Here is a 17,913-nt window from a genome sequence, read left to right as displayed (position 1 = left end):
AAGCCGAGCCCCCGGACCCGACATCCTCACCCCCGGCTCAGACGCCGGATGCGGTGCGGGTCACGCGGTAGCGCACGAACGACGGTACGGCGAGCGCCGCGACCACCGTGCCGACCACCACGAGCACCCCGCCGCCCGCGGCGGCCGCCGCCGCGCCGACCGAGGCCGCCGCGGCGCCGTGCGCGACGTCGGCCAGGCGCGGGCCACCGGCGACGATCACGATGAAGACCCCCTGCAGGCGGCCGCGGACCGCGTCGGCCGCGGCGCTCTGGAGCATGCTGGTGCGGAACGCCGCCGAGGCCATGTCGGCCGCGCCGCCGATCACCAGCATCAGCAGTGCGATCGACAGCATCAGGGTGGAGGCGTGCCGGGCCAGCCCGACGGCGATGCCGAACCCGGTCATCGCCACGCCCCAGACCAGGATGCACACGATCACCGCGAGGCCCTGGCGGTGCACCCGGGAGACCCAGCCGCTGAAGACGCCGCCGATCACGGCGCCGGCCGGGATCGCGGCGAAGAGCAGCGCGAAGACCAGCCCGCCGTCCTCGGGCCCGCCGAAGTCGACGTGCGCGATCTCGGGGAACAGCGCTCGCGGCATGCCGAAGAGCATCGCGATCACGTCGACGACGAACGACATCAGCAGCACCGGGTGGTGGCGCAGGTAGGCCAGCCCCTCCAGCACCGAGCGCAGCCCCGGGGTGCCGGTGACGCCGGCGACCGGCAGGCGGGGCAGCTTGAGCACCGCGCCGAGGGTGGCCAGCAGGGTGAAGGTGTCGATCAGGTAGAGCCACTCGAAGCCCAGGACCGGGATCAGCACGCCCGCCACCAGCGGGCCGGCGATCGCGCCGGCCTGCATCACGGTCATGTTGAGCGAGTTCGCCGCCGGCAGCAGCTCGGCCGAGACCAGCCGGGGGACCACCGCGCTGCGGGTCGGCTGGTTGACCGCGAAGAACGCCTGCTGCACCGCGAACAGGCTGAGCAGCAGCCACACGTTCGTGGAGCCCGCGGCCGCCTGGAGCCAGAAGAGCGCGCTGGTCCCGATCAGCCCGAGCGTGGTCACGATCAGGATCGTGCGCCGGTCGAAGGCGTCGGCCAGCGCCCCGCCGTACAGGCCGAAGACGACCAGCGGCACCAGGCCGAACAGCCCGGTCAGCCCGACGTACGCCGAGGAGCCGGTGTCGGCGTAGATCTGCGCCGGCACCGCGACGACCGTGAGCTGCGCTCCGATCACCGTGATGATGTTGGCCAGCCACAGCCGCCGGAAGTGCGGGTTCTGCAGCGGCCGGGTGTCGGCGACGAGGGACTTCAGGCCAGGCACGAGGGGACAACCTACGCCCGGGTCCCGGGCGCCCGGCACGGGGCCCGGATCGCCCCTGCTGGGCCAGCGGGCGGGCTCGGCAGGCGACTCAGCAGGAGGGCGAGTCCGCCCGCCCGAGGAGCCGGTCGGCGAGCAGGTCGCACCACTGCCCGGCGGCGTTGCCGCCGTTCACGGCGCCGTCGGACTCGCCGGGGTGCTTGATCCACAAGGTGGCGTCGAGGCCGTCCTGGAAGCGCCGCTTCGGGGCCGGTCCGAGGCGCGCCCAGGTGGGGTTGATGACGTCGCCGACGACCGGGGCCGCGGCACCGTTGCGGGAGGTGTCCACGACGTAGCGCGCCCCCTTCACCCCGATCCGCGCCAGCTCCCTGCGCAGGCCGGTGGCGTAGGCCCGCTCGTCGGGGAGCGGGCGGAAGTTCGCGACGTTGGTGCTGAACCCGCGTGCCTGCGCGATCCCGGCCCGCTTGAGCAGCCGCGCGCGCCCGTCGTACGGCGTCCAGGCGGAGTGGCCGGCGTCGAGGTAGGCCCACGCGCCGGTCCGCGCGATCCGGGTGACCGCGAAGCGCAGCATCTTCAGGCGGGCCGCCGTGTCCGCGCAGTCCGGCTGGCCGATCAGGGCGATCGCGTCCGGCTCGACGACGACCAGCGCCTTGCTGCGGGTGCCGAGGCCGCGGGCGAAGGCCCGCACGTAGGCGCGGTACGCCGCGGCGCCGCGCAGCCCGCCGCCGGAGTGCTGCCCGCAGTCGCGGTCGGGGATCGCGTAGAGCACCAGCACCGGCGTGCTCCGGGTCGCGGTGGCGCGGACCACCTGGTCGGACACGGCCGCGGCGAGGGAGGAGGTGGGGTGCTGCTCGGGGGCGTACCAGATCGCCTGGGGGGTCTGCGCGATCCGGCGGTAGCGGCGCTCCTGCCCGGTCGCCGGGAGCCGGTCGTCGAGGTGGAGCGGGCGGGTGAGGCGGGGGTCCTTGCGCGCCCGCTCCGCCACGCTCGCGACGCTCGCCCCGCCGGCGTCGTCGGGCGACCAGGCCGGGACGGCGGTCGCGGCGGTGACCAGCGCGGGAGCCAGGAGGCCGGCGAGCACCACGCCGGCCCAGCGCTGGAGCAGGCGTGTCGTCATGGCTCGGATCGTAGGGCCAGCGGAAGCGGCGCGCGGGCACGATGACCGATCGCGGACCGTCCCCGGCGCGTGGCAGGCTGACGCCCATGAGCGCCCCCACCGCGTCCCCGGTCCTCCTGCCCGCCGCCGAGGGTGCCCTGGGCTGGGTCGACGACCAGTCCCGGGACCGCCTCGCCGTGGCCCGCGAGCTCGCCGACCGGCTCCGCGGCGCGGACGCCGGCGACCCGCTGGGCGTGCTGGAGACGTGGAACGACCTGTGCATCGAGCTGCGCCGGGTCGCCGCCGTCGGGTCGCTGTTCGCCAACGTCCACCCCGACCCGGCGGTGCGCGAGCACGCCGAGCAGGCCGAGGTCGAGGCCGACCGGCTGGGCACCGAGCTGTCCCAGGACCGTGCGCTGTTCGAGGTCTTCTCCGCCGTGGACCCCGCCGGCCTCGACGCCGACGCGCGCCGGCTGCTGGAGCACACCCTGCGCGACTTCCGCCGCTCCGGCGTCGACCGCGACGAGGCGACCCGGGCCCGGCTCGCCGAGATCCGCGAGCGGCTCACCGCGCTGGACCAGGAGCTCAGCCGCCACACCCGCGACGACGTCCGCACCATCACCTTCCCCGCCGAGCGCTACGCCGGCCTGCCGCAGGACTGGCTCGACGCGCACCCCGCCGACGAGGACGGCCAGGTCACCGCCACCACCGACTACCCCGACGCGGTGCCGGTGCGGATGTTCGCCCACGACGCCGAGGTCCGCGCCGCGATGAACCTCGCCTTCCTCACCCGCGGCTGGCCGCAGAACGACGCGGTGCTCAAGGAGATGTTCGCGCTGCGCCACGAGCTGGCGACGCTGCTCGGCCACGCCGACTGGGCGGCGTACGACGCGGAGGTGAAGATGATCGGCTCCGGCCCGGCGATCCCGGAGTTCATCGACCGGATCGCGGCCGCCGCCGAGGAGCCGATGCAGCGTGACCTCGCGGTGCTGCTGGAGCGCTACCGCCGCGACGTCCCCGGTGCGGAGACGATCCCCTCGGCCGATGCGTCGTACTACTCCGAGCTGGTGCGCCGCGAGCGCTACGACGTCGACTCCCAGCAGGTGCGCACCTACTTCGACTTCGCCACCGTGCGTCGCGGTCTGCTGGAGGTCACCGGCCGGCTCTTCGGGCTGCGCTACGACGAGGTGCCCGACGCCCCGGTCTGGCACGAGGACGTCACGACCTACGACGTGCGCCGCGCCGACGACCCGGCCGACGCCGCGCCGCTCGGCCGCATCCACCTGGACCTGCACCCCCGCGACGGCAAGTACAAGCACGCCGCGCAGTTCGACCTGGTCCCCGGCGTCGCCGGGCGCCAGCTGCCCGAGGGCGTGCTGGTCTGCAACTTCGCGCGCGGGCTGATGGAGCACGACCACGTGGTCACTCTGTTCCACGAGTTCGGCCACCTGGTCCACCACGTGCTCGGCGGGCACCAGCACTGGGTCGCCTTCTCCGGCGTGGCCACCGAGTGGGACTTCGTCGAGGCGCCCAGCCAGATGCTCGAGGAGTGGGCCTGGGACCCCGAGGTGCTGGCGTCCTTCGCCACCAACGCCGCCGGCGAGCCGATCCCGCGCCCGCTGGTGGAGAAGATGCGGGCGGCCGACGACTACGGCAAGGGCATCCAGGCGCGGGTGCAGATGTTCTACGCCGCGATGTCGTACTGGTTCCACGTGGAACGTCCCGACGACCTCACCGCCCGCACCCGCGAGCTCCAGGCGCGCTACTCGCCGTACCCCTACGTCGAGGGCACCCACATGTTCGCCAGCTTCGGCCACCTGGGCGGCTACTCCTCGGCGTACTACACCTACATGTGGTCGCTGGTGATCGCCAAGGACCTGTTCAGCGCCTTCGACGAGGACGACCTGTTCGACCCGGTCGTCGCCGGCCGCTACCGCGACACCGTGCTGGCGCGGGGCGGGTCGAAGGACGCCGCGGACCTGGTCGCGGACTTCCTCGGCCGGCCCTACACCTTCGACGCCTACGCGGCCTGGTTGGCCCGCGAGGCCTGATCCGCTCCGACCCGCCCGCCTCAGATCCAGCCGAGGCGGCGCGCGGTCGCGCAGGCGTCGTGCCGGTTGGCCGCGCCCAGCTTGGAGGTCGCGCTGGAGAGGTAGTTGCGCACCGTGCCGGGGCTGAGCGAGGCACGGCGGGCGATGTCCTCCACGGGCGCGCCATCGGCGGCCAGCTCCAGCACGTCGGCCTCCCGCGGGGTCAGCGGGCTGTCCCCGGCGGCCATCGCCTCCGCGGCGAGCTCGGGGTCGACGTAGCGGCGCCCGCCGTGGACGTCGCGTACGACGCGGGCCAGCGTGCTCGCCGAGGTGGTCTTGGGCAGGAAGCCGCGCACGCCGACGCCCAGGGCCCGCTTGAGGTGGCCGGGGCGCCCGTGCCCGGTCACCATCACCACCCCACAGCCGGGCAGCTCGGCGGCCAGGGCCTCCGCGACGCCGATCCCGTCGAGGCCGGGCATCTGCAGGTCGAGCACGGCGACGTCGGGGCGCTCGGCGCGGGCCACCGCGAGCGCCTCGGGGCCGGAGGCGGCCTGGCCGACGACCACCAGGTCGTCCTCGAGCTCGAGGAGCTGGGCCAGCGCGACCCGGATCAGGTTCTCGTCGTCGGCGAGGAGCAGCCGGATCATCGGGCACCGCCCTCGGTCGCGACCAGCCCCGCCCCGGCGGCCGGGACCGCCGCGGGGGCCGTGCCGGGCAGGGCCGCGACCACGGTGAAGCGCTCCGGGGTGTGCGCGGTCCGCAGCGCCGCACCCAACGGCACCAACCGGTCCGACAGGCTCCGCAGTCCGGTCCCGACCTGGGCGCCTGCGGGGGCCGGTCGGTCGTTGGTGACGCACAGCTCGCCGTCGGCGTAGCGGACCTCCACCCGGGTGGCGGCGGAGTGGCGCAGGATGTTGGTGACCGCCTCGCGCACCACCCAGGCGGCCGGCTCGTGCCAGGCGGGCGGCAGGTCGTCGACGGCCAGCTCGACCTCGGTGCCGGCCGAGCGCAGCAGCGAGCGGGCCCCCTCGACCTCCTGGTGCCAGTCGGTGGCGCGGTAGCCGCGCGCCAGCTCGCGGGCCTCGCGCAGCGCCTCGTGGGCGGCGGCGCGGACCTCCTGCATCCGTGCCGCGGCGCCCGGGTCGCCCCGCTCGGCGAGCGTTGCGGCCAGCTCGGCCTGCACCCCGATGACGGAGAGCTGGCGCCCGAGCACGTCGTGGACGTCGCGGGAGAAGCGCAGCCGCTCCTCCGCGACCGCCAGCGCGGCCCGGGTGCTCCGCGCCTCGTCGAGCTCACGGACCACCGCCAGCAGCCACAGCGAGACCCGCACGGTGAAGACGAAGAACGCGCCCACACCCAGCCCGAGCAGGGCCGTCATCGGCTCGCGGGACGCGAGGGCCGGGGTCAGCGTGAGCGCCGCGAGCAGCACGCCGGTGGCCACCCGCCCGCGCAGCCCGCCCAGCGACCAGGCCAGCGCGCTCCACAGCAGCATCACCGCCAGGCCCCGGGTCTCGGTGGGCAGCCACAGCGCCGCGACGTACGCCACGGCGAGCAGCGCAAGGAACGGCACCGCGCGCCGGGGCAGGGACCCCGCCCGCGGGTGCGCCTCCATCACGTCGCGCAGCACCACGGTCGCGGGCACGCAGACCGTCAGGCCCGCCGCGACGATGCCGGCCGCGAGCCCCGTCTGGTCCTCCGGCACCCGGGGCAGGGCCTGCAGCGCGAGGAAGAGCGGCGACCCCCACAGCAGCAGGTGGAGTGACTGCCGGGTGTAGGCGTCCACCCGGGAGACCTCGTCGCGGTCGGCCCAACGCCACCAGCGTGTGCTCATCGGGTCTCCGCTCCTGGGCCGTCGGTGGTCGGGTGGGCGCCATTGTGCCCGGCGCGGAGGCCTCAGGCGCGCGGCTCCCAGCGCATGGATCGGGCGGTGAGCCAGCCGCCCAGGACCGTCCAGGCGACCAGCACCAGCAGCGGTACGCCGGCGCCGGCCCAGGCGCCCAGGGTGTCGAGGGTCGGGTCGGCGTCGTCGGGGCCGAGGCCGAACCACGAGCCGCGCACCAGGTCGGTGACCGCGCCACCGGGCGTGTAGGCGATCCAGCGCCGGACCTCCTCGGGGAAGCCGACCGCGAGCTGGCCGGCGACCAGCAGCGCCATCACCGGCATGCTGGTGAGCTGGGCCGCCTCGGCGTTGCGGGTCCACGCGGCGGTCCAGAAGGCCAGGGTGGCCAGGGTCACCGACGCCACGGCGATCGTCAGCAGGTAGAGCACCGGCGCCTGCGGGGCGGGTACGCCGAGGGCCAGAGCCGCCGGGATGGTCACGACCCCGATCAGCATCGCGATGATCGCGCCCGGGGCGGCGAGCGAGACCAGCAGCTCGCCGTCACGCACCTCCCCGGTGCGCAGCCGCTTGAGCACCAGCTCGTCGCGGCGGGTCACGACCATCGAGAGGGTGTTGTAGAAGACCGGGAACAGCAGCGCGAGCATCACCACGGTGATCACCGAGGCGGCGCCCGGGCCGATCGCGCCGCGGTCACCACCGAGCACCAGCAGCAGCGGCAGCAGCGGCAGGACGACGGCGTAGGACAGCGTCAGCCGGTTGCGCACGACCAGGCGTGCGTTGGCGCGGACCAGGCCGCGCACCCGGCGCAGCGAGGCGCGGGCCGGCGACGGGGTCGCGGAGTCGGTGGGGGCGAGGGTGCTCATCGCGAAGTCCCTTCGAGGGCGGTCTGGTGGGATGCGGGCTCGCTCGTGCGGTCGACGGGCTCGCGGGCGATGTCGAGGAACACCGACTCCAGGCTCGCGGTCCGGGCGTCGAGGCCCTCGAGGCGTACGCCGTGGCGCCCGGCCCAGGTGAGCAGCGCGGTGAGCGTCGCCTGCAGGTCGCGGGTCTCGACGGTGGTCACGGCGTGCTCGGTGTGCACCCTCTGCGCCCCCAGGGACCCGGCGTCGGGCAGCGGCATGGCGACGGCGCCGAACCGGACCCGGGAGGGGCGCGCGGCGGTGATCTCGGCGGCGGTGCCGTCGCGCACGATCAGCCCGCCGTGCATGATCGCGATCCGGTCGGCCAGCTCCTCGGCCTCCTCGAGGTGGTGGGTGCAGAGCACCACCGTGCGCCCGGCGTCGCGCAGCCCGCGCACCAGCTCCCACAGCCGCTGGCGGCTCTCGGGGTCCAGGCCGGTGGTGGGCTCGTCGAGCAGCACCAGCTCGGGGTCACCGAGCAGCGTGCAGGAGAGGTCGAGGCGGCGCTGCTCGCCGCCGGAGAGCGCCCCGACCCGGGTGTCGGCGCGGCCCTCGAGGTCGAGCAGGGCCAGGCCCTCGGCGACCGGGCGTGGGGTGCTCAGCGTCGTGGCCCACATCTCGAGGGTCTCGCGCACGGTGAGGTCGGCGGCGAAGCCGCTGCGCTGCAGCAGCACGCCGGTACGACGGCGTACCTCCGCGCGGTCGGCGACCGGGTCCAGGCCGAGGACCTCGATCGTGCCGCCGCTGGCGGGGGCGAGGCCCTCGACGACCTCCAGCAGCGAGGTCTTGCCCGCGCCGTTGGTGCCGAGCAGGGCGACCACGCTGCCGCGGGCCACGTCGAGGTCGACGCCGCGCACGGCCTCGAACCGGGAGTCCCCGGTGCCGTAGGTGCGGCGGACCCCGCGCAGTCGGACGGCGGGGGTGTCGTCGGGGGTGCGGGGCACGGTGGATCGCATGCCTCCGACGATGCCGTGCGTCGGGGCCCGGCGGCAGTGCGTGGCATCACCGATCGGCCATGACAAATGTCAGCACGGCCGCTTGTTCGGTGTCCTTCACCGCCGTACGATCGCGATATATCGCTATGGGAACGAGACGTGAGGGAAGGAGCGGTCATGGGATCCGAAGAGGCATGTGGAGGCGGCGGGCTGGGGCGCGACCTCGGCCGGTGGGGCGCCGAGCTCGGCCGCCAGTTCGCGCAGGACGTCGACGGGCTGCGCCAGCAGCACCGCGGCGGGCCGGGCGCCTGGGGCTTCGAGGGCGGACGCCGTGGGCACCGCCGTCCCGGCGGCGGGCCGGGCTGGGCCGGTGGCCCGGGTGGCCACGGCGGACCGCCGCCGTGGCTGGCCGGGATCTTCGGCTTCGGCCAGCCCGGGACCGAGGAGCGTCGCGGGCCGCGGGTGCGCCGCGGCGACGTGCGCTCGGCGATCCTCGACGTGCTCGCCACGGCGGAGCGCGCCGGGGACACGCTCAACGGCTACCAGGTGATCCAGCAGATCGAGGCCCGTTCGGGCGGCGTGTGGAAACCGAGCCCCGGCTCGGTCTACCCGACCATCCAGCAGCTGGAGGACGAGGGGCTCGTCGAGACCACCTCCGAGCGCGGCCGGCGCTCGCTGCGCCTCACCCAGGCCGGGGTGACCTACGTCGGCGAGCACGCCGAGGACCTCGCCGCGGTCTGGGCGCCGTTCGAGGACACCTCGCACGCGGGCTCCGACCGGGACGGGGAGACCCAGCCCGGCGGCACCGACCTGAAGCCCGAGATCGGGCAGGTGATGAGCGCGGTCTGGCAGGTGGTCACCACCGGTACGCCGCAGCAGAAGGCCGCGGCCATCGAGATCCTCGTCGACGCGCGCCGCCGGCTGTACGGCGTGCTGGCCGACCCCGAGGGCGCCGACGGCGCCCCGGACGCGCCGGACGCCACCGACCCCGCCGGCAGCCCCGAGGCGGACGGCACCGGCGACGGGCACAGCGACGGCGGTGAGCGGTCGTGAGCGCCATGGAGGCCGCCCGCCTGCGCATCGGCGACGCCGAGCGGCAGCGTGCGGCGGACGCACTGGCCGCGCACTACGTCGAGGGGCGCCTCGACGCCGACGAGCACGCCGAGCGCCTGGAGCGCATCTGGGCGGCGCGCACCCAGGGCGAGCTGGCTCCGGTCTTCACCGACCTGCCCGCCCCCGAGGCCGGTGCCGGCCCGGCGCCGGGCGGCGCGGTGCCCGCCGGGTGCGAGGCGCGCGGCCACCGCGGCCCGCGGGCCCTGCCCCTCGTGCTGGTGCTCCTGGCCCTCGCGCTGGTGCTCCGGGCGCCGGTGCTGCTGGGCCTCGCCGCGCTGGCGGTGGCGTTCGTGATCGCCCGGCGCCGTCGTGGACCCGGCCGCGCGGGGCAGCCGCCGTCACTACGCTCCTCGATGTGACCTCGACCTCGCCGTCCTTCGACCTCTCTCCCGACCACGTCGAGCTGCGGGCGTGGGTGCACGACTTCGCCGCCGCAGTCGTGCGCCCGGCCGCTGCGGAGTGGGACGAGCGCGAGGAGTTCCCCTGGCCGGTGCTCGAGGAGGCCGCCAAGATCGGGCTGTACTCCCTCGACTTCTTCGCCACCCAGTCCTTCGACCCGAGCGGCCTGGGGTTCCCGGTCGCGATGGAGGAGCTGTTCTGGGGCGACGCCGGCATCGGGCTGTCCATCGTGGGCAGCGCACTGGCCGCGGCGGCGCTCAGCTCCAACGGCACCCCCGAGCAGGTCGGCGAGTGGGCCCCGCAGATGTTCGGCACCCCGGGCGACCTGCGGATCGCGGCGTTCTGCTCCTCCGAGCCCGACGCCGGCAGTGACGTCGGGGCGATGCGCACGCGCGCGACGTACGACGAGGCGAGCGATGAGTGGGTGATCACCGGCACCAAGACCTGGGCGACCAACGGCGGCATCGCCGACGTCCACGTGGTCACCGCGGTGGTCGACCCCGACCTGCGCACCCGCGGGCAGGCGAGCTTCCTGGTGCCGCGGGGCACCCCCGGGCTCAGCCAGGGCCAGAAGTTCCACAAGCACGGCATCCGCGCCTCGCACACCGCCGAGGTCGTCCTGGACCGGGTCCGGGTGCCCGGGCGCTGCCTGCTCGGCGGCAAGGAGCGCCTCGACGCCCGCCTGGCCCGGGCCCGCGAGGGTGGCGGCGCGCGCGGCAACGCCTCGATGGCGACCTTCGAGCGCACCCGCCCCGCCGTCGGGGCGCAGGCGATCGGCATCGCGCGCGCGGCCTACGAGGTGGCGCTGGACTACGCCCGCACCCGCGAGCAGTTCGGGCGCCCGATCATCGAGAACCAGGCGATCGCGTTCGCCCTCGCCGACATGCGCACCTCGATCGACGCCAGCCGGCTGCTGGTCTGGCGCGCGGCGTGGATGGCGGCGCAGGGCAAGACCTTCGAGGCGGCCGAGGGGTCGATGTCGAAGCTGGTGGCCGGCGAGACGGCGGTGAAGGTGACCACCCAGGCCATGCAGGTGCTCGGCGGCAACGGCTACACCCGCGAGTACCCCGTCGAGCGGTGGTCGCGCGACGCCAAGATCTACACCGTCTTCGAGGGCACCTCGGAGATCCAGCGCCTGGTGATCGCCCGCGCGATCTCCGGCGCCCCGATCCGCTGACCCCACCGCAGGGTGGGCAGACTTCAGGGGTGAGCTCCGACCCGATCGAGCGGCTGCTGGCCGCGCCGCCCGACCTGCCGGTCGCGGCCGGGCTGGCACCGCTGGCCGAGGCGCTCGCGACCCGGGGCGCCGCGGTGCTGCACGCGCCGCCCGGGACCGGCAAGACCACGCTGGTGCCGCCCGCGGTCGCCCTCGGCCGGGACGGGCGGGTCGTGGTCACCCAGCCGCGCCGGATCGCCGCGCGCGCCGCCGCCCGACGTCTGGCCCAGCTGCTCGGCGAGCCGGTCGGCGGCACCGTCGGGTACGCCGTGCGCGGCGAGCGCCAGGTCGGCCCGGCGACCCGGATCGAGGTGGTGACCACCGGGGTGCTGCTGCGCCGCCTCCAGCGAGACCCGGAGCTGCCCGGCGTGGCCGCGGTGGTCCTCGACGAGGTCCACGAGCGCCAGCTCGACGTCGACCTCACCCTCGCGCTGCTGGTCGACGTGCGCGCCCACCTGCGCCCCGACCTGGCGGTGGTCGCGATGTCGGCGACCGTGGAGGCCGCGCGCACCGCGGGCGTGCTGGGCGGACCGGACGGCCCCGAGGGGGCCGGCCCGGTGCCGGTCGTGGGGGTGCCCGGCGCGCTGCACCCCGTCGCGCAGCACTGGTGCCCGCCGCCCCCCGGCGTACGACGCCTCGACGAGCGGGGCGTGACGCCTGCCTTCCTCGACCACGTCGCGGCGACCACGCGGCGGGCCCTGGCCGAGCAGGCCGGCGACGTCCTGGTCTTCCTGCCGGGTGTCGGCGAGGTGTCCGGGGTGGTGCGCCGGCTCGGCGGGGTGGCGGCCGACGTGCGCCCGCTGCACGGGCGGCTGCCGACCGCGGAGCAGGACCTCGCGCTCACCGCCGGCCCGCGCCGCCGGGTGGTGGTCTCCACCTCGGTGGCCGAGTCGTCGCTGACGGTGCCCGGGGTGCGGGTGGTCGTCGATGCCGGCCTCACCCGCCGCCCGCACACCGACCACCGCCGGGCGCTCGCGGGGCTGGTGACGGTGCCGGTCAGCCGGGCCGCCGCCGAGCAGCGCGCCGGGCGGGCCGGGCGCGAGGCCCCGGGTGCGGCGTACCGCTGCTGGTCGGAGGTCGAGCACACCCACCTCGACCCGCACCCGGCGCCCGAGATCGCCACCGCCGACCTGACCGCGTTCGCCCTCGAGCTGGCCGTGTGGGGCAGCCCGGACGGCGCCGGTCTCGCGCTCCTCGACCCGCCGCCGGCCCCGGCGCTCGCCTCCGCCCGGGCCACCCTGACGTCGCTCGGTGCCGTGGACGAGCACGGTGCGGTGACCGCGCGCGGCCGCGAGATCGCGCGGGTGGGCGCCGACCCGCGCCTGGCCCGGGCGCTGCTCGACGGCGCCGGACCGGTCGGCGCGCGCCGTGCCGCCGAGGTGGTCGCGCTGCTGGCCGAGGACGTCCGGGTGCCCGACGGCGACCTGGTCGCGGCGCTGCGGGCGATGCGCCGCGGCGGCCCGGCGGCGGGCGCGTGGCGCACCCAGGTGCGGCGGCTGCTCGACGCCGTGCCGCGCGCCCCGGACGGTGCGGCGGGCGACCCGCTCACCGATGACCTGGCCGTGGGCCTCGTGGTGGCCCTGGCGCACCCGGACCGGATCGCGCGGCGGCGCCGCGAGACCACGTCGTACCTGATGGCGTCCGGGACCGGCGCCGTGCTCGCGCCCGGTCAGGGTGCGCTCGCCGGGCTGCCGTGGCTGGTGGTCGCCGACGCCGAGCGCCGCCCCGGCCAGCGCGACGCCACCGTGCGCGCGGCCGCACCACTGAGCGAGGACCTGGCCCTGGAGGCCGCGCCGTCGCTGTGGCACGAGCGCGACGAGGTCACCTGGCGCGAGGGGCGCGTGGTCGCCCGTCGTACGACGCGGCTCGGCGCGATCGAGCTCGCCTCGGTGCCGCTGCCCGACCCCGCCCCCGAGCTGGTGGCGGCGGCCGTGGGCGAGGCGCTGCGCCGCGAAGGGCTCGCGCTGCTGCCGTGGTCGGAGGCCGCCACGGCGCTGCGGGCGCGGCTGGCGTTCCTGCACCGCGCGCTCGGCGACCCGTGGCCGGACGTCTCCGACGAGGCGCTGTCGGCCTCCGTCGAGAGCTGGCTGGGGCCCGAGCTGGCCGGGCTGCGCGGCGGTCGCGACCTGCGCCGCGTCGACCTGGTGACCGCGCTGCGCCGACTGCTTCCCTGGCCCGAGGCGGGACGCCTCGACGAGCTCGCCCCCGAGCGGGTCGCGGTGCCCAGCGGCTCGACGGTGCGCATCGACTACTCCGGCGACCAGCCGGTGCTCGCGGTGCGCCTGCAGGAGGTCTTCGGCTGGCGGGCCGCGCCCACCGTGGCCGACGGCCGGGTGCCGCTGCTGCTGCACCTGCTGTCCCCGGCCCGGCGCCCGGTCGCGGTGACCGCCGACCTGACGTCGTTCTGGGCCCAGGCCTACCCGCAGGTGCGCGGCGAGCTGCGCGGTCGCTACCCCAAGCACTCCTGGCCCGAGGACCCGCTCACCGCGCAGCCGACCGCGCGCACGGCGCGACGGGGGCAGCCCCGATGAGCCGCCGGCGCTTCGTCGGCCGGATCGCCGGGGTCGGCACCACCGGCGGCACCCGGATCGTCGTCGGGCACTGGCACGACACCCCGATGGGGGCGTTCTCGGACGCGATGGTCGAGACCGCCACCGGCCACCGGGTGCTGCTCGCGCCGCGCCCGGAGGTGGCGGACTTCATCGCGGCGACGTACTCCTTCGACGAGGTGCGGGTCGAGGCGTTCACGGTCGAGGTCACCGGGGCTGGGACCGGGTCGCGGTGGCAGGTGCGCTCGCCGAGCCTCGAGCTCGACCTCGCCGTCGGCGGGCCGACGCTGCTGGGCCGGCTGCTGGCGCTGGTGCCGCGGCGGCTGGCCACCGCCCCGGCGTGGTGCGCGCTGACCGACCCGGTGGCCCGGGTGCTGCTGCGCGGCGTACGCACCCGCGGCAGCGCCGGCGGCGGACGCCGGGAGTACTACGGCGCCACCGGGGTGCGCCGGATCCTCTCCGCGAGCGGGACCTGGCAGGGCGCGGACCTCGGCGCCCTCGCCCCGGTCGACCCGTCGCCGCGCTTCGGCTTCTCCTCCACGCCCCGGCGCCCGGCGGTGACCGACGTGGTCACCACCGTCCTCGGCTGAGCGCGCTCCGCCCGGGTCGCCCGGGCCGGGTGGCCGGGGGCGGTGTTCTTCCCAGCAATCGCGCAGTTACGCGCAACCCCCGGGACGCCCCCCCCCCCCGGCGCCACTCAGCTCACGACCTTCAGCCCGATCACGCAGCCCACGATCCCGGCGAGGAGCAGGACCTTGATCACCGAGGCCTCCTCGGCGCCGGTGGCCATCGACCACGCGACGGTGAGGGTGGCGCCGATGCCGACCCAGACGGCGTACGCCGTGCCGGTGGGGATGGTGCGCATCGCCCAGGCGAGCCCGGCCATGCTGGCGGTGACGGCGACGGCGAAGACGGCGGTCGGCGCCACGCGGGTGAACCCCTCGCTGCGGCCGAGGGCGAGCGCCCACACGGCCTCGAGGCCACCGGAGAGGACGAGCACGAGCCAGGACATGAGAGACCTCCATGGCCCGTCTTGTCGCTGGCCGGGTACGGGTCCCCTCGTCCGGGAGCCGCGCCCGCGGCTCGGCGCCGATGCTACCCGCGCACCGCCGGCAGCACCGTCTCGCAGATCAGGCGCAGGCTGGTCCAGGACGGCTCGGCCGGCAGCCCGCCGCACGCGGGGTGGCTGGTCACCAGCCGCACCTCGCGCGCCCGCACCCGCTCGACGAGGTCCTCGGGGGTGAGCACCAGGTAGACCCCCGCGGCGCGCATCTCCTCCACCGTCCGCGAGGCGTCCAGCACGTGCGAGGCAGCCGCGCCGTGCCATTCCTGGTACGACGTGGCGTCGGCGAGCAGGTGGTGGCCCCAGCGCTCCCAGAACTCCTCGGGGTCCGGGGCGCAGAAGACGTTCGCCGGTCCGCTGCGGGGCGTGGTGAGCACCATCCCGGGCTCGCGGCCGGCCTCCCGGCAGGCGGTCTCGTAGGTCTCGCGCAGCGCGGGGTCGGCGTGCTGGGGCTGGAAGTGCAGGCCGAGCCGGGCCGCGCGCCGCGCCGCGACCGGGGTGCCGCCGCCGTAGAACAGCACCGGGTGCGGGTCGGAGAACGGGCCTGGGGTGGTCACGCCCTCGCGCCACAGCCGCAGCAGCTCGACGAGGCGGGCCTCCAGGTCGGGCCCGCGGGTGGCCCAGTCGCGCCCGTGCGCGGCGTACTCGACCTCGCGGTAGCCCAGCCCGACGGTGTAGCTGACCCGCCCGCCGCTGAGGTGGTCCAGCACCGCGAGGTCCTCGGCAAGGCGCACCGGCTCGTAGAGGTTGACCAGCAGCGCGGTGACCGAGATCGGCAGCCGCCGGGTGACCGCCGCGAACGCGCTGGCGAGCAGCAGCGGGCTCGGCAGGTAGCCGTCCTCGGCGACGTGGTGCTCGGAGACCATCAGCGCGTCCAGGCCGTGGGCGTCGGCGTACGCCGCCTGCTCGACCGCGCGGGTGTAGAGCTCGTGACGCTCGGCGGGTGTGGCGCCGGGGGCGCGCAGGTCGTAGCGGGCGACGAAGCTGGCCATCGCCCCACCCAAGCAGACCGGGCCTCGCGAAGCGGGAGGTTCGCCAGGCTCAGCTCGACCTCAGAGCCCGATCGCGCGGTGCAGCCAGGTGGAAGTGACCACCATGCCGACCCGCTCGTAGAGCCCGAGCGCGCCGGTGCGGGAGTCGGTGGCCAGCTCCGAGCGGGTCGCGCCGTGCGCCCGGGCCTCGGCGAACGCGTCGACCAGCAGCGCCTGGGCGAGCCCCCGGCCGCGCTGGTCGCGACGGGTGGCGAGCCGGTCGATGTAGCCGCAGTCGCCGGCGAGCAGGACCACGGCGCAGCCCAGCAGCCGGTCCTCGGCGTCCACGACGACCCGCAGGTGCCACGGCGCGAAGCCCGGTCGCTCGGTGACCCGTGCGGTCCAGTCCGCGAAGGACTCCCGCTCCCGCGCGGCCCACTCCAGGAAGGCGTCCTCCAGCAGCGTCCAGCAGGCGCGCCGCTCGTCCTCGCGGGCGCTCCGCACCCGGTGGCCCGGCGGCAGCGGTCGCTCCGGCACCCGGGCCCCGGGCGGCAGCTGGAGCACCCAGCTGGTCCAGCGCACGCCGTAGCCCAGCGAGGCGAGCAGCCGGTCCCCGGGCGAGCCCTCGGGCACCGGCATGCCGACACGGCGAGCGCCCTGGGCGCGGGCGAGGTCCTGCATGCGGTGCGCCAGCCAGGTGCCGATGCCGCGGCCGCGGTGGTCGGGGTGGACCGCCGCGTCGCCGCGCTCGCCGTCGGCCTCGGCGTACCCCACCATCCGCTCGCCGTCGAGCACGGCGACCGAGGACGCCGCGAGGTCGTGCGAGGGCCGCTGCCAGTCGGCGACCAGGTCGGCCTCCTCGATCACGACCTCGCCCACGTCGGCCAGCTCCTGGGCGGCCATCAGCTCGAAGACCGCACGCGAGTCGGCCATGGTGAGCGGGCGACTGGTCAGCGGGACGGGCAACGGAGCGGACGGGCTGCCGCCGTCGGCCGGGCCCGGGACGGTGGTCGCGCTCATGGGACCGAGTGCAGCAGGAAATCGCCGACGGGGCCTCCGGTTTTCCGTGGAGGCCCCGTCGGGAGGAGTGCTGGGTCAGGCGTTCTTGATCGCCGAGATGTCGAACTCGAGCTTGATCTTCTCCGAGACCAGCAGGCCGCCGGTCTCGAGCGCGGCGTTCCAGGTCAGACCCCAGTCCTTGCGGTTGATGGCGGTCGCGCCCTCGAAGCCGGCACGGAGGTTGCCGAACGGGTCCTGTGCGGAGCCGGTCTCGTCGAAGGCGATGGTCAGGGACTTCGTGGTGCCGGCGATGCTCAGGTCGCCGGTGATCGCCCAGGTGTCCTCGTCGACCTTCTCCACCGCGGTGGAGACGAAGGTGATCTCGGGGTTGGCCTCGGCGTCGAAGAAGTCCGCGGAGACCAGGTGACCGTCGCGGTCGGCGCTGCCGGTGTCGATCGAGGCGGTCTTGATGGTCAGGCTCACCGAGGACGCGGCCGGGTTGGCGGCGTCGATGGTCGCGGTGCCGGCGAAGTCGCGGAAGGAGCCGCGCACGGTGGTCACCATGGCGTGGCGCGCGCTGAAGCCGATGCGGCTGTGGCTCGGGTCGATCGTGTAGGAGCCGGTGAGGTCGTCGACCGCGGTGGTCGGGGCGTCGAAGACGTCGGTGTCGATCTCGGTGGCGGGCTTGCGGCTGAAGATGCTCATGGTGGCTGCTTTCGGAGGTGGTGAGTTGAACTTTCAATCACCGTAACGCACCACGCCGCGATTCATTCCCGAGACCTCGATCCGATCCCGGTGCAGCATGCGACAGGGCCGCGACCCCTGGGGTCGCGGCCCTGTCGGCAGGTGGAGCCAGGTCTCAGGCGGCCAGGTCTGCGGCGGCCTGGGCGGCCGGCGAGGAGCTGTGGGCGGCGGGCGTCCAGCGGGCCTCGAGGCGAGCCCGGCCGTCGCGGTCCACCACGCTCACCCAGCGCATCATCGGCTGGTCGGGCGTGCTTGCGGTGCGTCGTGTGTCGGGCATCTGACACCTCCTGTTCATCTTCTGTTCACCTAGGTTACCCGATCGCGCCGCCCAGGATCGGACCAGGCACAGAAAGCGCGCCACGCGTTGGTTCCGTGTGATTTCTGCCCGATCTCGGGCAAAAATCTTGTCGAAACGGCCGTTGCGGTGCATCGTGGAGGTCGTGCCGGTTGATGTCGCCCTCGTGGCCCACATTGCGAGGACGACCGGTCTGAGCACCGCCGAGGCGCGCCGGGTCGTCGAGGACGTCGTGTCCTACTACGCCGAGCCCGTCGAGGAGCTGGTACGCCGCCGGCACGCCGAGCTGCGCGCCGCAGGCGCCCGCAACGAGCAGATCTTCGCGACGCTCGCCGCCGAGCTGGAGGCTCGCGTCGTCGCCGCGCCCGCGCTCACCGAGCGCCAGCTGCGCCGGATCGTCTACGGCTGAGCCCCCGTCCCCCATTCGTTCGTCCGTTCAGAAAGGCACG

The 17,913-nt window shown here is 75.6% G+C and carries 18 protein-coding genes and 1 riboswitch; of the genes, 7 read left to right on the top strand and 11 right to left on the bottom strand.

All coding sequences use genetic code 11. The features are described 5' to 3' along the window. Nucleotides 1-37 precede the first annotated feature (37 nt). Both HBO46_RS20175 and HBO46_RS20170 read right to left on the bottom strand, forming a co-directional pair. A complete protein-coding gene (locus HBO46_RS20175; RefSeq protein ID WP_224769274.1) occupies nt 38-1,318 on the bottom strand; it encodes an MFS transporter in 1,281 nt (426 codons plus the stop codon). A gap of 88 nt (nt 1,319-1,406) precedes the next feature. Further along, nucleotides 1,407-2,432 carry a glycoside hydrolase family 6 protein gene (locus HBO46_RS20170; protein ID WP_166135044.1) on the bottom strand — a complete coding sequence of 342 codons (1,026 nt, stop codon included), beginning with the start codon at nt 2,430-2,432 and terminating at the stop codon, nt 1,407-1,409. 86 nt (nt 2,433-2,518) lie between these two features. Between HBO46_RS20170 and HBO46_RS20165 the strand changes: the two genes are divergently transcribed. Beyond that, the gene (locus HBO46_RS20165; protein WP_166135042.1) at nt 2,519-4,462 is read left to right on the top strand and encodes a M3 family metallopeptidase; all 1,944 of its coding nucleotides are present in this window, start codon (nt 2,519-2,521) and stop codon (nt 4,460-4,462) included. Nucleotides 4,463-4,482: 20 nt separating this feature from the next. Here HBO46_RS20165 and HBO46_RS20160 read toward each other — a convergent pair whose 3' ends face one another. The 4 genes from HBO46_RS20160 to HBO46_RS20145 form a co-directional block, all read right to left on the bottom strand. Next, a complete protein-coding gene (locus HBO46_RS20160; protein ID WP_166135040.1) occupies nt 4,483-5,088 on the bottom strand; it encodes a response regulator transcription factor in 606 nt (201 codons plus the stop codon). Continuing rightward, on the bottom strand, nt 5,085-6,272 hold the full coding sequence (locus HBO46_RS20155; RefSeq protein ID WP_166135038.1) for a sensor histidine kinase: 1,188 nt from the start codon (nt 6,270-6,272) through the stop codon (nt 5,085-5,087). Before HBO46_RS20155 ends, HBO46_RS20160 begins: the two co-directional genes overlap by 4 nt. 62 nt (nt 6,273-6,334) lie before the next feature. Further along, complete coding sequence (locus HBO46_RS20150; RefSeq protein ID WP_166135036.1) at nt 6,335-7,144, bottom strand: ABC transporter permease; 810 nt, start codon at nt 7,142-7,144, stop codon at nt 6,335-6,337. Next, entirely contained in the window at nt 7,141-8,136 is a 996-nt protein-coding gene (locus tag HBO46_RS20145; protein ID WP_166135034.1) for an ABC transporter ATP-binding protein, read from the bottom strand. Before HBO46_RS20145 ends, HBO46_RS20150 begins: the two co-directional genes overlap by 4 nt. 156 nt (nt 8,137-8,292) lie before the next feature. On the opposite strand from HBO46_RS20145, the gene HBO46_RS20140 reads away from it, so the two are divergent. From HBO46_RS20140 to HBO46_RS20120, 5 genes are read left to right on the top strand one after another with little or no spacing between them, the layout of a single operon-like run. Beyond that, nucleotides 8,293-9,168, top strand: a complete 876-nt coding sequence (locus HBO46_RS20140; protein WP_166135032.1) for a PadR family transcriptional regulator — start codon at nt 8,293-8,295, stop codon at nt 9,166-9,168. Nucleotides 9,169-9,173: 5 nt separating this feature from the next. Further along, nucleotides 9,174-9,587 carry a DUF1707 SHOCT-like domain-containing protein gene (locus HBO46_RS20135; RefSeq protein WP_224769522.1) on the top strand — a complete coding sequence of 138 codons (414 nt, stop codon included), beginning with the start codon at nt 9,174-9,176 and terminating at the stop codon, nt 9,585-9,587. Next, a complete protein-coding gene (locus HBO46_RS20130; protein WP_166135026.1) occupies nt 9,584-10,804 on the top strand; it encodes an acyl-CoA dehydrogenase family protein in 1,221 nt (406 codons plus the stop codon). Before HBO46_RS20135 ends, HBO46_RS20130 begins: the two co-directional genes overlap by 4 nt. A gap of 29 nt (nt 10,805-10,833) precedes the next feature. Next, nucleotides 10,834-13,374, top strand: a complete 2,541-nt coding sequence (hrpB, locus tag HBO46_RS20125; protein WP_166135023.1) for an ATP-dependent helicase HrpB — start codon at nt 10,834-10,836, stop codon at nt 13,372-13,374. Further along, nucleotides 13,371-13,982 carry a hypothetical protein gene (locus HBO46_RS20120; protein WP_166135021.1) on the top strand — a complete coding sequence of 204 codons (612 nt, stop codon included), beginning with the start codon at nt 13,371-13,373 and terminating at the stop codon, nt 13,980-13,982. The genes hrpB and HBO46_RS20120 overlap by 4 nt, the downstream gene beginning before the upstream one ends. A 107-nt stretch (nt 13,983-14,089) precedes the next feature. Here the strand turns inward: HBO46_RS20120 and HBO46_RS20115 are convergent, their stop codons facing one another. The 5 genes from HBO46_RS20115 to HBO46_RS20095 all read right to left on the bottom strand — a co-directional run bounded on the left by HBO46_RS20115 (nt 14,090) and on the right by HBO46_RS20095 (nt 17,446). Further along, nucleotides 14,090-14,404, bottom strand: coding sequence for a DMT family transporter (locus HBO46_RS20115; protein ID WP_166135018.1), 315 nt, complete (start codon nt 14,402-14,404; stop codon nt 14,090-14,092). A gap of 10 nt (nt 14,405-14,414) precedes the next feature. After that, nucleotides 14,415-14,480: riboswitch (guanidine-III (ykkC-III) riboswitch) on the bottom strand. Between the two features lie 7 nt (nt 14,481-14,487). Continuing rightward, nucleotides 14,488-15,447: an LLM class flavin-dependent oxidoreductase gene (locus HBO46_RS20110; RefSeq protein ID WP_166135015.1), complete on the bottom strand. Its 960-nt coding sequence runs from the start codon at nt 15,445-15,447 to the stop codon at nt 14,488-14,490. A gap of 60 nt (nt 15,448-15,507) precedes the next feature. After that, the gene (locus tag HBO46_RS20105) at nt 15,508-16,446 is read right to left on the bottom strand and encodes a GNAT family N-acetyltransferase (protein ID WP_166135012.1); all 939 of its coding nucleotides are present in this window, start codon (nt 16,444-16,446) and stop codon (nt 15,508-15,510) included. A gap of 75 nt (nt 16,447-16,521) precedes the next feature. Then, nucleotides 16,522-17,130 carry a YceI family protein gene (locus tag HBO46_RS20100; RefSeq protein ID WP_166135009.1) on the bottom strand — a complete coding sequence of 203 codons (609 nt, stop codon included), beginning with the start codon at nt 17,128-17,130 and terminating at the stop codon, nt 16,522-16,524. Nucleotides 17,131-17,284: 154 nt separating this feature from the next. Further along, complete coding sequence (locus HBO46_RS20095; RefSeq protein ID WP_166135006.1) at nt 17,285-17,446, bottom strand: hypothetical protein; 162 nt, start codon at nt 17,444-17,446, stop codon at nt 17,285-17,287. A gap of 163 nt (nt 17,447-17,609) precedes the next feature. Between HBO46_RS20095 and HBO46_RS20090 the strand changes: the two genes are divergently transcribed. Then, on the top strand, nt 17,610-17,873 hold the full coding sequence (locus HBO46_RS20090) for a hypothetical protein (protein WP_166135003.1): 264 nt from the start codon (nt 17,610-17,612) through the stop codon (nt 17,871-17,873). Nucleotides 17,874-17,913: the final 40 nt, after the last annotated feature.

Origin of the sequence: Nocardioides ochotonae, assembly GCF_011420305.2 — a bacterium.
In the GTDB taxonomy this organism is placed as follows: domain Bacteria; phylum Actinomycetota; class Actinomycetes; order Propionibacteriales; family Nocardioidaceae; genus Nocardioides; species Nocardioides ochotonae.
The sequence above is the reverse complement of the archived record's forward strand: the minus strand, read 5'-3'. Positions and strand labels throughout refer to the sequence as shown.